Source organism: Xanthobacter lutulentifluminis (genome assembly GCF_043194675.2).
In the GTDB taxonomy this organism is placed as follows: Bacteria; Pseudomonadota; Alphaproteobacteria; order Rhizobiales; family Xanthobacteraceae; genus Xanthobacter.
On record NZ_CM195525.1, the window covers coordinates 4,209,170 to 4,224,703 of the forward strand.

The 15,534-nt window shown below is 70.9% G+C and carries 12 protein-coding genes; 5 read left to right on the forward strand and 7 right to left on the reverse strand.

Features of this window, described 5'->3' with window-relative positions; all coding sequences use genetic code 11:
- Positions 1-32: 32 nt before the first annotated feature.
- Together recJ and V5F49_RS19580 are read right to left on the reverse strand one after the other, a co-directional pair.
- Positions 33-1,832: a single-stranded-DNA-specific exonuclease RecJ gene (gene recJ, locus V5F49_RS19575; protein WP_394114954.1), complete on the reverse strand. Its 1,800-nt coding sequence runs from the start codon at positions 1,830-1,832 to the stop codon at positions 33-35.
- 46 nt (positions 1,833-1,878) lie between these two features.
- On the reverse strand, positions 1,879-3,132 hold the full coding sequence (locus V5F49_RS19580; protein ID WP_394114955.1) for an MgtC/SapB family protein: 1,254 nt from the start codon (positions 3,130-3,132) through the stop codon (positions 1,879-1,881).
- Between the two features lie 227 nt (positions 3,133-3,359).
- On the opposite strand from V5F49_RS19580, the gene V5F49_RS19585 reads away from it, so the two are divergent.
- Positions 3,360-3,797, forward strand: a complete 438-nt coding sequence (locus V5F49_RS19585) for a hypothetical protein (protein ID WP_394114956.1) — start codon at positions 3,360-3,362, stop codon at positions 3,795-3,797.
- Between the two features lie 40 nt (positions 3,798-3,837).
- On the opposite strand, the gene glpX is transcribed toward V5F49_RS19585, so the two are convergent.
- The 4 genes from glpX to V5F49_RS19605 form a co-directional block, all read right to left on the reverse strand.
- Positions 3,838-4,827, reverse strand: coding sequence for a class II fructose-bisphosphatase (glpX, locus tag V5F49_RS19590; protein WP_394114957.1), 990 nt, complete (start codon positions 4,825-4,827; stop codon positions 3,838-3,840).
- Between the two features lie 4 nt (positions 4,828-4,831).
- A complete protein-coding gene (locus V5F49_RS19595; RefSeq protein WP_394114958.1) occupies positions 4,832-6,127 on the reverse strand; it encodes a homoserine dehydrogenase in 1,296 nt (431 codons plus the stop codon).
- 69 nt (positions 6,128-6,196) lie between these two features.
- Complete coding sequence (locus V5F49_RS19600; protein ID WP_394114959.1) at positions 6,197-7,417, reverse strand: LL-diaminopimelate aminotransferase; 1,221 nt, start codon at positions 7,415-7,417, stop codon at positions 6,197-6,199.
- Between the two features lie 150 nt (positions 7,418-7,567).
- Positions 7,568-7,891, reverse strand: coding sequence for a hypothetical protein (locus V5F49_RS19605; RefSeq protein ID WP_394114960.1), 324 nt, complete (start codon positions 7,889-7,891; stop codon positions 7,568-7,570).
- Positions 7,892-8,195: 304 nt separating this feature from the next.
- On the opposite strand from V5F49_RS19605, the gene phaC reads away from it, so the two are divergent.
- The 4 genes from phaC to V5F49_RS19625 all read left to right on the forward strand — a co-directional run bounded on the left by phaC (position 8,196) and on the right by V5F49_RS19625 (position 13,713).
- Complete coding sequence (gene phaC, locus V5F49_RS19610; protein WP_394115377.1) at positions 8,196-10,028, forward strand: class I poly(R)-hydroxyalkanoic acid synthase; 1,833 nt, start codon at positions 8,196-8,198, stop codon at positions 10,026-10,028.
- 156 nt (positions 10,029-10,184) lie between these two features.
- The gene (gene thrC, locus V5F49_RS19615) at positions 10,185-11,597 is read left to right on the forward strand and encodes a threonine synthase (protein ID WP_394114961.1); all 1,413 of its coding nucleotides are present in this window, start codon (positions 10,185-10,187) and stop codon (positions 11,595-11,597) included.
- Positions 11,594-12,862 carry a M16 family metallopeptidase gene (locus tag V5F49_RS19620; RefSeq protein ID WP_394114962.1) on the forward strand — a complete coding sequence of 423 codons (1,269 nt, stop codon included), beginning with the start codon at positions 11,594-11,596 and terminating at the stop codon, positions 12,860-12,862. The genes thrC and V5F49_RS19620 overlap by 4 nt, the downstream gene beginning before the upstream one ends.
- Positions 12,863-13,071: 209 nt before the next feature.
- Positions 13,072-13,713: a GNAT family N-acetyltransferase gene (locus V5F49_RS19625; RefSeq protein WP_394115378.1), complete on the forward strand. Its 642-nt coding sequence runs from the start codon at positions 13,072-13,074 to the stop codon at positions 13,711-13,713.
- Positions 13,714-13,778: 65 nt separating this feature from the next.
- Here V5F49_RS19625 and V5F49_RS19630 read toward each other — a convergent pair whose 3' ends face one another.
- The gene (locus V5F49_RS19630; RefSeq protein ID WP_394114963.1) at positions 13,779-15,386 is read right to left on the reverse strand and encodes an AMP-binding protein; all 1,608 of its coding nucleotides are present in this window, start codon (positions 15,384-15,386) and stop codon (positions 13,779-13,781) included.
- Positions 15,387-15,534: the final 148 nt, after the last annotated feature.

The window sequence follows — 15,534 nt, forward strand, 5'->3', positions numbered from 1 at the left end:
TCGCCGCGCGGTTCCCCTTGCCACGGCACGGCTCACAGCGGCTCCGCCACATCGCGGATGCGCAGCGCCGCGCGGGTTTCGCCCTGCCAGGTGTCGAGCTCCAGGCTGCCGGCCACGTGCAGCGGCCGTCCCCGCGCGGCGAGGAGCGCGCGGCCGAGCGGCTCCTCGGCGCTGCGGAAGGCGGTGGCCTTCAGCGTCGCGCCGTCGGGAGAGGCGATGCGCGCCCGCACGTGCCCGGCGCCGAAGCTTTCCACGAAGCTGATGCGGTGGCCCGGAAAGGCGAACACCGGGTCCGGATTGCCGGCGCCGAACGGCCCTGCGCGGGAAACCGTCTCGATCAAATCGGGCGTCGCGCCGCGCGCGGTCAGCGCGCCGTCGATGGCAAGGGTGCCCTCGGCCCGCGCGCGCTCCACGTCGGCGGCAAGGCGCCGCTCCAAGTCCGCCCGCAGCGCGCCCAGCTGGCCGCGCGCCACGGTGAGGCCGGCCGCCATGGCGTGCCCGCCGCCCTTGGCGAGGATGCCGCTCTCCACCGCGCCCCGCACCGCGCGGCCGATGTCCACGCCGGGGAGGGAGCGGCCGGAGCCGGTGCCGGTCTCGCCGTTGAAGGCGATGGCGAAGGCGGGGCGTTGGAACCGTTCCTTCAGCCGCGCCGCCACCAGCCCCACCACGCCGGGATGCCAGCCGTCGCCGCTCACCACCACCACCGCGCCCTCGTCGCCGATGCCCAGCGAGGCCTGCGCCTCGGCCTCGGCGGCGGCGAGGATGGCGCGCTCCACCTCCTGCCGCTCGGAATTCAGCCGGTCGAGCTCGCCGGCGATGCGCCGCGCCTCCGCCGGGTCGTCGGTAAGGAGCAGGCGCGCGCCCAGCGTCGCCTCGCCGATGCGGCCTCCCGCATTGATGCGCGGGCCGATGAGGAAGCCGAGATGGAACGGGCGCGGCGGCCCGTCGAGCCGCGCGGCGTCCATCAGCGCGGTGAGGCCGATGCGGCTGCGCCGGCGCATGGCCAGCAGCCCCTTGGTGACGAAGGCGCGGTTGAGCCCGCGCAGGGGCACCACGTCCGCCACGGTGGCCAGCGCCACGAGGTCGAGCGCGTCCAGCAGGTCGGGGGCGGGGCGCTCCGTGGTGAAGTGCCCGCGCTGCCGCAGCGCCCGCACCAGCCCCACGGCGGTGACGAACACCAGCCCCGCCGCGCACACGTGGCCGAGGCCCGAAAGATCATCCTCGCGATTGGGGTTCACGATGGCGGCGGCGGGAGGCAGCGCCTCGCCCGCCTGGTGATGGTCGATGACCACCGTATCCATGCCGAGCCGGCGGGCGGCTTCGAGCGGCTCCTGGGACGTTGTCCCGCAATCCACCGTCACCAGCAGCGTCACGCCGCGCGCCGCGAGCTGCTCGATGGCCGGCACGCTCGGGCCATAGCCCTCGAAGATGCGGTCGGGAATATGGAACAGCGGGTCGAGCCCGGCCGCGCGCAGGACGCTCACCATGAGCGCGGTGGCGCAGGCGCCGTCCACGTCATAGTCGCCGAACACTGCCACGGTCTCGCCGGTCGCGACCGCGCGGGCGAGGCGCTCCACGGCGGCCGGCATGTCGGTCAGCGTGTCCGGATCGGGCAGGAGGGTGCGGATGGAGGGATCGAGATAGCGCTCCACCTCGTCGAGCGGCACATCGCGCCCGGCCAGCACGCGGGCGAGCAGCTCGCTGATGCCGTGGCGCTGCGCCATGGCCAGGGCGATCTGGGAGGTGCGCACGTCCAGCCGCTCGCGCCAGGCACGGCCGGTGGCCGAGCGGGCGACATCGAGGAACAGGCGATTCGGCAGGGCGATGGTCATGGCCGGATGAGGCCAGAGCCGGCGCGCGGCGTCGAGCCGGCTTGTGTCATGCCAGCCCCCGCGCGACCGCAAGCACGGCAAGGGCCGCGCCCACCGCCGCCGCGGTCGCCGCCGCGAGCCGCGCCGTGAAGGGCAGCGGCCCGGCGGCCGCCGCGAAGCCCACGCGGGCGATGGCGTTCACGCCGAGGGCGATGAGGATGGCGAGGGCGGCGGCCTCGAAGGTGAGCGAGCTGCCGGCGAGGCGCGCGGCGTTCAGCGAGGGCACGTCCACGTCGACGATGCCCGCCACCGCGCTCACCGCGAACAGGCTCTGCGGCCCCACCGACTTCAGCAGGAAGCCGCTGATGAAGGAGACCACGCCGAACATGCAGGCGAACGCCGCAAGCGGGCCGAGATCGAACGGATTGCCGAGGGTGGATTCGCCCTGGGCCGCGCCCGCGCTGCGCATCATGATGCCGCCGGCGAGGGCGAAGGCGGCCGCCGCCGCGATGGCGGGCGGCGCCAGCGTCGCCAGCAGCCCCGGCGCCACCACCATGCAGATCACCAGCACGCGCAGCAGCGAGACCATGGCCGCGAGCGCCGCCCCGCCGGCCAGCAGCACCGCCGGCTCCTCCGCGGCGGCGCGCCGGGCGAAGGCGATGGTGACGGCGGTGGAGGAGACGAGCGCCCCGCCCAGCGCGCTGAACAGAATGCCCTTCTCCGGCCCCGCCACCTTCACCGCCACATAGCCGGCGAACGAGATGGTGGCGGTGAGCACCATGAACAGCCAGATCTGGCGCGGATTGATGCTGTCGAACGGGTCGAGGGTGCGATCGGGCAGCAGCGGCAGCACGATCATGGTCATGCCGAGCAGGATCAGCGCCGAGCGCAGCTCCACCCAGGTGAGGCGGGCGACCAGGCCATGCAGCATTTCCCGGGCGGCAAGAAGGCCCGTGGCGGCGATGGCGACCGCCCCCGCCGCCGCCGCGTCTCCCGCCACCGCCAGCGCGCCGAGGGCGAACACCAGCAGCGCGGCCACGATGCCGGTGATGCCGAACTCCCGGTCCTCCACCATCTCGCGGTACTTGAAGAGGGTGAACAGGGCGGTGAAGGCGAGGCTGGACGCGATCAGCACCGCCGGGCTCTGGATCGCCAGCGCCAGCGCCGCGCTCACGCCGCCGAGCAGGCCGATGAGCGAATAGGTGCGCACGCCGGCGGTGCGGCTGCCTGGCGGATCGGTGCGCTCGCGCCAGCCGCGCTCGACGCCCACCACCAGCCCGATGGCAAGGGCGATGCCCAGCCGGTAGATCAGGTGGTCCATGGCGGCTCCGGACTCTGACGCGAGGATCGTCGCAGGGATGATACCGGATTCGTGCGATCGCTGTCGCCGATGCGCGGTTTCCGGCGCGATTGCGGCCGCGCGGTTGCCACCGCCGCCGGTTGCGCGGACACTGCGGTTACGGAGTTTCCGACATCACGTTTTGGGGGGAAGCCATGGAGACGAGGGGTCGCAAGCCGCGGCGCGGCGCTCCGCGCGGTGCCTTTCAGATGTTCGCCTTCGCCATCGCCGGTCTGCTCGCCGCCGGCCTTCCGGGAGCGGCCCGCGCCGACGGGTCGGTGTCCTCGCTCGGCCTCGGCATGGGGGCGCCGACTCCGCAGCGGTTCGCCGAGTTCGAGGCGGTGGTGGCGAAGTTCAACGCCTCCGGCGAGCGGTTCGTCATCGATGGGCATTGCCAGTCGGCCTGCACCATGATGCTCGCCATCCGCAATGTCTGCGTGAAGCCGGGCGCGACGCTGCTGTTCCATGCCGGCGGCAATCCCCGCAGCGGCAAGATCAGCGCCGACACCACCAGCCGCATGCTGGCGCGCTACAATCCGGCGCTGCGCCAGTACCTCCTGGAGCGGAACGCCATGTCGACGTTCGATTTCCTCGCCATTCCCGGCAGCACCATCATCGCGAAGTTCGGCTATCCCGCCTGCAAGTGAGGTGGGTGCAAGTGAGGGGGGCTGAGGGCGGGCCCCGCGCTCACTCGGCGAGACGGAACTTGCGGAAGTCGCGGTGCTCGGTGGCGATGCGGCGCACGGTGCCGGTGGCGGCGCGCAGGACGATGGTGTCGGTCGCGATCATCTCGCGGCCGAAGCGCACGCCCTTCAGCAGCGCTCCGTCGGTGACACCGGTGGCGGCGACGAGGCAGTCGCCCCGCACCATCTCCTCCAGCTTGTACACCTTCGAGCCGTCGCGGATGCCGAGGGCCTTGGCCTGGGCGCGCTTCTTCTCGGTGTCGAGCACGAGGCGGCCTTCCATCTGCCCGCCGATGCAGCGCAGCGCCGCCGCCGCCAGCACGCCTTCCGCCGCGCCGCCGAGGCCGAGATAGATGTCGATGCCGCTCTCGTGCGGATTGGTGGTGTGGATCACCCCCGCCACGTCACCGTCGGTGATGAGCTTGATGGCGGCGCCGGTCTTGCGCACCGCCTCGATGAGCGGCCCATGGCGGGGCCGGTCGAGGATCAGCGCGGTGATCTCGGAGGGCGGCACGCCCTTCGCCTCGGCGAGCGCGTGGATGTTCTCCTGCGGGCTGCGGGAGAGCGAGACGATGCCGTCGGGATAGCCGGGCCCGATGGCCAGCTTCTCCATGTAGGCGGCGGGCACCTGCAGTAGCGAGCCGCGCTCGGCCACCGCCAGCACGCAGAGCGAGCCTTCCATGTTCTTGGCGCAGAGGGTGGAGCCCTCCAGCGCGTCGACGGCAAGGTCCACCTCCGGTCCGCCGAGGCCCAGCGCCTCGCCCACGAACAGCTGGTCGCACTCGCCCTCGACGCCCTCGCCGATGACGATGGTGCCGGAGACCGGCACCTGGCTCAGCTCGCGGTGGCAGGCGGCCATGGCGGCGAGGTCCGCCGCCTGCTCGTCGCCGCGTCCACGCAGCCGCGCGGCGGCGACAGCGCACCGCTCTGTCACCTGCGCCAGATCGAGGGCGAGGCGGCGGTCGAGCACCTGGGGCATCCGGGCAACGCTCATGGCGTCAATCCTTCTCGATGCGGATCACCTGGGGGAGGGAGGCCACCACGCCGTCGGCCTCGATGGCGGCGATCGCGCGGCGCACGGCCTCCTCGGTCGTGGCGTAGGTGATGAGGATCACGTGGGCCGTCTCGGCGGCGACGGCGCCGCCGGGCTGGCGCTGGACGATGGATTCCAGCGAGATCTGCTCGTCCGCCATGCGGCGGGTGATGGTGGCGGCGGTGCCCGGCTTGTTCACCACCGACAGGCGGATGTAGTAGCCGCCCTCGTGGCGCTGCATGGGCGCGCGCTCGGCCTTCTGCAGCCCGTCGACGGGCAGGCCGAAGGCGAAGCCGCGATTGCCGCGGGCCACGTCGAAGATGTCGGCCACCACCGCTGAGGCGGTGGCATCGCCGCCGGCGCCGGGGCCCACCAGCGTGAGCGCGACGGCGTCGCCATCCACCGCCACCGCGTTGGTGACGCCGGAGACCTGGGCGATGGGCCAGTGCTTGGGCACCATGGTGGGGTGCACGCGCTGCTCGATGCCGGTGTCGGTCTTCACCGCCACGCCCAGCAGCTTGACCCGGTAGCCGAGGTCGTCGGCCGCCTCGAGGTCGGCGAGGGTCAGCTGGCGGATGCCCTCCACATAGATGGCGTCCGCATCCACCTGCGTGCCGAAGGCCAGCGAGGTGAGGATGGAGAGCTTGTGGGCGGTGTCGTAGCCGTCGATGTCGAAGGTGGGGTCCGCCTCCGCATAGCCGAGGCGCTGGGCCTCGGTGAGGCAGACATGGAACGAGAGCTTCTCGTCCGCCATGCGGGTGAGGATGTAGTTGCAGGTGCCGTTGAGGATGCCCGACACCCGCTCGATGACGTTGCCGGCGAGCGAATCGCGCAGCGTCTTCACGATGGGGATGCCGCCTGCGACCGCCGCCTCGAAGAACAGGCCGGCGCCCGTGGCCTCGGCCCGGCGGGCGAGCTCCACGCCGCACCTGGCGAGCAGGGCCTTGTTGGCGGTGACCACCGGGATGCCCCGGTCGAGCGCGGCGGCGACCGCGGCCTTGGCGGGATCGCCCTCGCCGCCCATCAGCTCCACGAACACGTCGATGTCGCCTTCGCGGGCGAGCGCCACCGGGTCCTCGAACCAGGCGACGTCGCCGAGCGCGAGGCCGCGGTCGCGGCTGCGGTCACGCGCGGCGACGGCCGTGACGGTGAGGGTGCGGCCAGTGCGGGCGGCAAGCTCGGCCCTGCGGCGCTCGAGCATGCGGAAGACGGCGGCCCCGACGGTGCCGAGGCCGGCGAGGCCCACTTTCAGTTCGCTCATGGGATCGGACCGGTTCTACGCCAGAGGAGGGGAGCCCCGCTCTTAGCGCGGGGCGCCCGCCGGCACCACTCAGCGCGCGGCGCTGAGCGGCACCACATTGTGGAGCGTCGTGCCCGCCTGCTCGAAGAAGCGGCGGATGTTGCGCGCCGCCTGGCGGATGCGCTGCTCGTTCTCCACCACCGCGATGCGGACATAGGCGTCGCCGTGCTCGCCGAAGCCGACGCCGGGGGCCACCGCCACCTCCGCCTTCTCGATGAGCAGCTTGGCGAATTCCACCGAGCCCATCTCGCGGAACGGCTCGGGAATGGGCGCCCAGGCGAACATGGAGGCCTTCGGCACGGGGATGTTCCAGCCGGCGCGGCCGAAGCTGTCCACCATGGCGTCACGGCGCTTCTTGTAGGTCTCGCGCATCTCGGCCACGCACTCCTGCGGGCCGTTCAGCGCGGCGGTGGCCGCCACCTGGATCGGCGTGTAGGCGCCGTAGTCGAGATAGGACTTCACCCGCGACAAGGCGGCGATGAGGCGCTCGTTGCCCACCGCGAAGCCCATGCGCCAGCCGGCCATCGAATAGGTCTTGGACATGGAGGTGAACTCCACCGTCACGTCCATGGCGCCCGGCACCTGCAGCACCGAGGGGGGCGGGTTGCCGTCAAAATACAGCTCGGCATAGGCGAGGTCGGAGAGGACGATCAGGTCGTTCTTCTTCGCGAAGGCCACCACGTCCTTGTAGAATTCAAGGTCCGCCACGCAGGCCGTGGGGTTCGAGGGATAGCACAGCACGACCGCGATGGGCTTGGGGATGGAGTGCTGCACCGCCCGTTCCATGGCGTGGAAGAACTCCGGCCCCGGCTCCACCGGCACCGAGCGGATGACGCCGCCGGCCATCAGGAAGCCGAAGGCGTGGATCGGGTAGGAGGGGTTCGGCGTCAGGATCACGTCGCCGGGGGCGGTGATGGCCTGCGCCATGTTGGCGAAGCCTTCCTTGGACCCGAGCGTGGCCACCACGTGCTTGTCCGGGTCCAGCTTCACGCCGAATCGCCGCTCGTAATAGGCCGCCTGGGCCTTGCGCAGGCCGGGGATGCCCTTGGACGAGGAATAGCGGTCGGTGCGCGGCTTGCCGATGGTCTCCTTCAGCTTCTCGTAGACGTGCGCCGGCGCGTCGAGGTCGGGATTGCCCATGCCGAGGTCGATGATGTCCACCCCGGCATTGCGAGCGGCGGCCTTCACGCGGTTCACTTGCTCGAACACGTAGGGCGGCAGCCGGCGAATGCGGTGGAAATCGGTCGTCATCTCAAGGCTCCAGGGCCGCGCATGTTGCTCTCCCGGCGCGGCAGTCGGGCTTTGTAGCACTCTTCCACGAATGGAAAAGACATGAATGCGATGGCAGTGGGGCCAAATCGCGCCCGCTGCACCGCAAAACGCATGGCGGCCGGGCCGCCGCTAGTTCTGGTCCGGCTGCGCCCGCTTGGCCTGCTGGGTGCGGGCGAGGCGCTCCAGGTCCTGCTGCAGCTTCTGCTGCGCCTGCGGGGTGAGCGCCGGTGCGCGGTTGGGGGCGGGGGTGGTGCCCACGGTGGGGAACTGGTCCGCCGCCACGGTCGGTACGTCGGTATGGGGCGGAGTGATGCCGGGCAAGCTCTCTCCACCGGCACAGCCGGCGACGGCCGCGAGGGCGAGCGCGATTCCGGCGCGGCCTGCAACCCGAATGCTGCGCTGCGGCGTGCGGGAAGGCGGGGCGATGGCCGGAAGGTACGGGGAACGCTGCATGATTCTCCTGACGTCGCCGAGGCGCGGGCGTGGCAGGAACCTGTTGGTCGCGCACGCTGCGCGCGCCTCGAAGGCTCGATCCCGTCACACGAGCGGAGTATGAAGGACACACGGGCGGCGATAAAGATGGACGAACCAGTCCGCAACGGCCCGCCAGAAGGAACGATACATGTCCCGAGCCGAGGAAACGTCCAACACGTCCGGGCACGGCCCGGACCTCGCTTCACCCGTGGGCATGCCGGCGCCGCGCCTCAACGTGGTTCCGCCGGCGCCCGAGCCGGCGCCCGCGCCCAAGGCGGTGCCCGTGGCCAAGGCGCCGCCGAGGCCCAAGGCCGATGCGGACGGGCAGGGCGCGGCCGGGGAGGGGCCTTCCGGCGTGGACATCGAGGCGTTCTCGCGCAACCTCGCGCGCATGGTGGAGGAGGGCGGCAAGGCGATGGCCGCCTATCTCACTCCGCGCGCGCCCGGCAAGACCGACGACATGGCGGACGAGATCGCCGACGCGCTCAAGACCGTCGGCCATGTGGCGGAATACTGGATGGCCGATCCCCAGCGCACCATCGAGGCGCAGTCGCGGCTGATGTCCGGCTATCTCTCGGTCTGGTCCAACACCATGAAGCGCCTGGCCGGCGAGGAGGTGGCCCCGGTCACCGCTCCCGACCCGAAGGATGCCCGCTTCAAGGACGAGGGCTGGCGCCAGAGCCCCTTCTTCGACGCGCTGAAGCAGGTCTATCTCGTCACCGCCAACTGGGCCGAGGACATGGTGCAGGAGGCCGAGGGCCTCGATGCGCACACCAAGCACAAGGCCGAGTTCCTGGTGCGGCAGATCTCCAACGCGGTGTCGCCCTCCAACTTCGTGCTCACCAATCCCGAGCTGATCCGCGAGACGCTCAGCTCGTCCGGCGAGAACCTCGTGCGGGGCATGAAGAACCTCACCGAGGACCTGATCGAGGGCAAGGGCTCGCTGAAGATCCGCCAGACCGACATGTCGGCGTTCGAGGTGGGGCGCAACCTCGCCACCACCCCCGGCAAGGTGATCTACGAGAATGAGCTGATGCAGCTCATCCAGTACGAGCCGACCACGCCGAGCGTGAAGAGGACGCCGCTGCTGATCGTGCCGCCGTGGATCAACAAGTTCTACATCCTCGATCTCACGTCCGAGAAGTCGTTCGTGAAGTGGCTGGTGGACCAGGGCGTCACCGTGTTCGTGATCTCCTGGGTCAATCCGGATGCCCGCCTCGCCGAGAAGGGCTTCGAGGACTACATGCGCGAGGGCATCATGACCGCCCTCGACCAGGTGGCCATCGCCTCCGGCGAGCGGCAGGCCCACGCCATGGGCTATTGCGTGGGCGGCACGCTGCTCGCCACCACGCTCGCCTACATGGCGGCCACGGGCGACGACCGCATCTCCTCCGCCACCTTCCTCACCACGCAGATCGACTTCACCCACGCCGGTGACCTGAAGGTGTTCGTGGACGAGGAGCAGCTTGCCGCCATCGAGCGCCGCATGAAGACCATGGGCTATCTCGAGGGGAGCAAGATGGCGAGCGCCTTCAACATGCTGCGCTCCAACGACCTGATCTGGCCCTACGTGGTGAACAACTACATGAAGGGCAAGGCGCCGTTCCCGTTCGACCTGCTCTACTGGAACGCCGACCCCACCCGCATGCCGGCGGCCAACCACTCCTACTACCTGCGCAACTGCTACCTCACCAACAACATCGCCCGCGGCCTCGCCGAGCTGGGCGGCGTGCGCATCGACATGACCAAGGTGTCGATCCCGGTCTATTCGCTGGCGACCCGCGAGGACCACATCGCGCCGGCGCTGTCGGTCTATATCGGCGCGAACCTGCTCTCGGGTCCCGTGCGCTACGTGCTGGCGGGGTCCGGCCACATCGCCGGCGTGGTCAATCCGCCCGCCAAGGTGAAGTACCAGTACTGGGCCGACGGCCCCACCGGCCCGAGCTTTGACCTGTGGCTCGACGGCGCTCAGGAGCACAAGGGCTCCTGGTGGCCGGACTGGGTCAACTGGTTCGGCGCCCTTTCGCCCGAGGAGGTGCCCGCCCGTCCGGTCGGCGGCGGCCGCCTCACCCCCATCGAGGATGCGCCCGGCCGCTACGTGCGCGAGCGCAGCTGATCCTTGCCCGCGCCTGCCGCCCGGAGGGGATGGTGGGCGCGCGGCCCTGAACATCCCCGGCGCCCCGGCATGGAAGTCCCGCCTTCCGCGCCGGGGCGCTTGCGTCTAGTTTGGCAGGCGGCCCGCCGTGCGGCCGCAGATCCATGTCGAGGACCCGTGCGTTACGTTTCCACCCGGGGCGAGGCTCCCGTCCTGTCCTTCTCCGATGCGCTGCTGGCCGGTCTGGCGCGCGATGGCGGTCTCTATGTGCCCGAGGCCTGGCCGACCCTGACCCCGGACGAGATCGCCGCGCTGGCCGGCAAGCCGTATGCGGCCGTGGCCAAGGCGGTGATCGCGCCGTTCGTGGCCGATGCGCTGCCCGAGCGCGCCCTCGATGTGATGATCGACGACGCCTACGCCGGCTTCCGCCACCCCGCCGTGGCGCCGCTGACGCAGGTGGGGGCGAACCGCTTCGTGCTGGAGCTGTTCCACGGCCCGACGCTGGCCTTCAAGGACGTGGCGATGCAGCTGCTGTCGCGGCTGATGGACCATGTGCTGGCCGCCCGCGGCGGGCGCGCCACCATCGTCGGCGCCACCTCCGGCGACACCGGCAGCGCCGCCATCGAGGCGTTCCGCCGCTCGGATGCGGTGGATGTGTTCATCCTCTACCCGCATGGCCGCGTCTCGGAAGTGCAGCGCCGGCAGATGACCACCGTGGCCTCGCCCTCGGTGCACGCCATCGCGGTGGAAGGCACGTTCGACGACTGCCAGAGCCTCGTCAAAGCCATGTTCAACCACCACGCCTTCCGCGACCAGCTGGCGCTGGCGGGCGTGAACTCCATCAACTGGGCGCGCATCGTCGCGCAGGTGGTGTACTACTTCTACGCCGCAACGGCGCTGGGCGCGCCGCACCGCGAGGTGTCGTTCGTGGTGCCCACCGGCAATTTCGGCGACATCCTCGCCGGCTGGGTGGCGAAGAAGATGGGCCTGCCCATCCGCGACCTCTCCATCGCCACCAACGTCAACGACATCCTGGTGCGCACGCTGGACACCGGCCGCTACGAGGTGAAGGGGGTGCTGCCCTCCTCCTCGCCGTCCATGGACATCCAGGTGTCCTCCAATTTCGAGCGGCTGCTGTTCGAGGCGCTCGACCGCGACAGCGCCGCGCTGCGCCAGCTGATGGCCTCGCTCGCCCAGTCCGGGTCGTTCACCGTGCCGCGCAATGCGCTTGCGTCCATCTGCGCCGACTTCTCCGCCGGCCGGGCGGACGAGCCGGAGACCGCCGCCACCATCAAGAAGCTCTACCGCTCCGCCGGCTACCTGGCCGATCCGCACACCGCGGTGGCTCTGACCGTGGCGGACAAGGTGGAGCATGCCGCGCGGGTGCCGCAGGTGGTGCTGTCCACCGCCCATCCGGCCAAGTTCCCGGATGCGGTGGAAGCCGCCACCGGCCATCGCCCCGGCCTGCCGCCGCACATGGCGGACCTGCTCACCCGCCGCGAGAGCGTGACCGTGCTGCCCAACGACCTCGCCGCGGTGGAAGACTTCATCCGCGCCCGCGCCCGCATCGCCGCAGGTGCGGCGGCATGAGCGTGACGGTTTCCACGCTCGACAACGGCATCACCGTCGTCACCGACGACATGGCCCACCTCGGCACCGCCTCGCTCGGCATCTGGGTCGCGGCGGGGGCCCGCGACGAGCGGCAGGACGAGCACGGCATCTCCCACCTCCTCGAGCACATGGCGTTCAAGGGCACGCGCCGCCGCTCGGCCCGGCGCATCGCCGAGGAGATCGAGCAGGTGGGCGGCGACATCAACGCCGCCACCTCGGTGGAGCAGACCTCCTACAACGTCCGCGTGCTGGGGGAGGACGTGGGCCTCGGCCTCGACATCCTCGCCGACATCCTCACCGAGCCGGCGTTCGCGCCCGAGGAGCTGGAGCGCGAGAAGAACGTCATCGTCCAGGAGATCGGCGCGGTGATGGACACGCCCGACGATCTCGTCTTCGACCTGTTCCAGGAGCAGGCTTTCCCCGGCCAGAGCGTCGGCCGCTCCATCCTCGGCACGCCGGACACCGTGCGCGCCTTCTCGCGCGACCAGCTCGGCGCCTATCTGGGCCGCACCTATCGCGGTCCGCGCATGGTGGTGGCTGCTGCCGGCGCGGTTGAGCACGACCGGCTGGTGGCGGAGGCGGCGGAGCGGCTGAAGTCGATCGCCGGCGCGGGCGTGCCCGAGATGGCGCCGGCCACCTATGCCGGCGGCACCCGCCTGATGGCGCGGGACACCGAGCAGGTGCACATTCTCCTCGGCCTCGAGGGCTGCTCGTTCAAGGACGCGGACTATCACGCGGTGCAGGTGCTCGCGAACGTGCTGGGCGGCGGCATGTCCTCCCGCCTGTTCCAGGATGTGCGCGAGGATCGCGGCCTCTGCTATTCCATCTACGCCTTTCACTGGAGCTATCAGGACACCGGCCTGTTCGGCATCTACGCCGGCACCGACACGGGCGACGTGGAGGAGCTGACCACCGCCGTGGTGGACCAGATCCTCGACACGGCGGACACCGTGACCGAGCTGGAGGTGGCCCGCGCCAAGGCGCAGATGAAGGTGGGGCTGCTGGCCGCGCTGGAAAGCTCCGGCGCCCGCGCCGACCAGCTGGCCCGCCAGCTGCTGGGCTTCGGGCGGACCATCCCGGTGGACGAGATCGTCGCGCGGGTGGAGGCGGTGGACGTGGCGGCCGTGCGACAGGCGGCCGGCCTCCTCATCTCGCGCGGCCGGCCGACGCTGGCCGCCATCGGTCCGCAAGGCGGTCTCGACCCCGCCGCGCGGGTGGTGGAGCGGCTGGGCAGCCCCGCCTAAGCGTCGTTGCCGGGCGGGGGCATCCGTCGGCCCGCCTCCCCCCGGTTGGAGCGGTCTTTGGCGCGCCGGAGCGGTTTCCCGGTTTCCCGCGCGCCGAAAATTGCTCTAGACCTTTGGGGAGATGCAGCTTCCGTCCGGGTCTCCGCCCGCGAGGCAGCCGCGCCGGAAAGTCGAAGGGTCCGGTTGCAGGAGGTTTGAGCGCTCCCGCCATGTGGTCGCTGAGCACGGTATTTTCGCCCGAGCCGCTCCCCGTCATCGAGGGGGAAACAGTCTACCTGCGCGCGCCGCAGATGCGGGACTTTCCCCAGTGGCGCGACCTTCGGGAGGCGAGCCGCGCCTTCCTGACCCCGTGGGAGCCGCTGTGGCCGGCCGATGACCTGACCCGCGGCGCGTTCCGCCGGCGCCTGCGCCGCTACGCCCGCGACATGCTCTCGGACGAGGCCTATCCGCTGTTCGTCTTCCGCCGTTCCGACAACACGCTCCTCGGCGGCCTCACCCTCTCCAACGTGCGGCGCGGGGTCTGTCAGGCGGCGAGCCTCGGCTACTGGATGGGCGCGCCCCATGCCGGGCACGGCTACATGAAGGCGGCGGTGACGCTGCTGCTTCCGGTGGCCTACGAGGTGCTGCACCTGCGCCGCATCGAGGCGGCGTGCATGCCCTCCAACGAGCCCTCCATCCGCCTGCTGGAGGGCTGCGGCTTCGTCCGCGAGGGCTATTCGCGCGAATACCTCTGCATCAACGGGACGTGGGAGGACCACCTCCTGTTCGCGCGGCTGCGCCATGATCCGGCGCTCGCCCGGCCGCGCGGCCTGCGCCGCGAGGCGCGGGAGCGGGTGCCCCCCGCGCAGTAGGAGGGCGGCGGCTTGTCTCCGGATCGCGCCAGGTAGGGCGTCTGCCTGCCTCTCGACCGCGGCGGCTATCCGCGCGCCCGCAGCTCCCGCCGCAGGATCTTGCCGGTGGCGGTCATGGGCAAGGTGTCGGCGAACGCGACATGGCGCGGATATTCGTGCGCCGACAGGCGAGTCTTCACGAACTCCTGGATCTCGCTCGCCAACGCCTCGGAGGGGAAGACGCCGGGCTTGGGCACCACCCACGCCTTCACCGCCTCCGTGCGCAGCGGATCGGGCACGCCCACCACCGCCACCAGCGCCACGGAGGGATGCTTGAGGATGCAGTCCTCGATCTCCCCGGGACCGATGCGGTAGCCGGCCGAGGTGATGACGTCGTCGCTGCGCCCCACGTACCAGAGGTAGCCGTCCTCGTCCTGCCGCCCCACGTCGCCGGTGAGCAGGAAGTCGCCCGCGAACTTCTGCCGGGTGGCCTCCGGATTGGCGAAATATTCCAGCATCATCACCGGATCGCCGCGACGGATGCCGATGTTGCCCTCTGCGCCTGTGGGCAGCACCCGGCCCTCATCGTCGACGATGCGCACGTCATGGCCGGGGATGGCCTTACCCATGGAGCCGGGGCGCACCGGGAAGAAGCTGGAGTTGTTGCCCACAACGAGGTTGCATTCCGTCTGGCCGTAGATCTCCCGCGGCTCGACCCCGAGGCGCTCCTCCACGAAGGCGCCGAGGCCGGCGCCCAGCGTCTCGCCGCCGGTGAGGAGCGAGCGCAGCACGAGGCCGTCGTGGCGCACGTCCGCCTGCCGCAGCAGCTTCAGCGCGGTCGGCGGCAGGAAGGCGTTGCGCACCTTGTGCCGCGCCATCAGGTCCATGGCGGCGTCGGGGTCGAACTTCTTTGCCCGGTGGGCCAGCACCGGCACGCCGAGGAAGAGCGAGGGGAACAGCACGTCGAACAGCCCGCCGATCCACGCCCAGTCTGCCGGCGTCCAGTGCAGGTCGCCGGGCTGGGGCATGTATTGGTGGACGAATTCGATGCACGGCATGTGGCCGACCAGCACCCGGTGTCCGTGCAGCGCGCCCTTCGGGTTCCCGGTGGTGCCGGAGGTGAAGATGATGATGCCCGGATCGTCCGGGCCGGTGTCCACCGGCGTGAAGCGGTCGGAGGCCGCCGCCAGCGCGCCGTCGAACGAGGACGCGCCGCCGGTGTCCGCGCCGATGACGAACACGTGGGCGAGGTCTGGCAGGTGGTCGCGCACGCGCTCCAGCTTGGCGAGGCCGGCAAGGTCGGTCACCAGCACCCGCGCGCCGGAGGCTGAGAGCCGGTATTCCAAAGCCTCGTCACCGAACAGGGTGAACAGCGGCACCGAGATCATGCCCGCCTTGAACGCGGCGATGTGGGCGATGGCCGTCTCCGGCGCCTGCGGCAGGAACACCGCCACCCGGTCGCCGCGCGTCAGGCCGCGGGCGGTGAGGGCGTTGGCGAAGCGGTTGGTGAGGGCGGCGAGCTGGTCGAAGCTGTAGGTGCGGACCGCGCCCGTCTCCTCCACGAAGATCAGCGCGGGCTTGCCGGAGCCGTCCGCATGGGCATCCGCGCAGGCGACGCCCATGTTGAAGCGGGCAGGAATGGCCCAGGAAAAGGCGCGGATGAGGCCGTCATAATCGGCCGCCGGCACGAGCATTCTCGTCTCCCTTGTCGCCGCTCTCTCCTCGTGGCGGCTTGCGTCTTCGCCCAAAGGCGAATGGCAAAGAAACGATCGAACGTTTTTTTCCGGAGGTCAAGGGGTAGGACGCTTCGCGCTCCACCAACGAAAAAGGGCCGGACGTGAA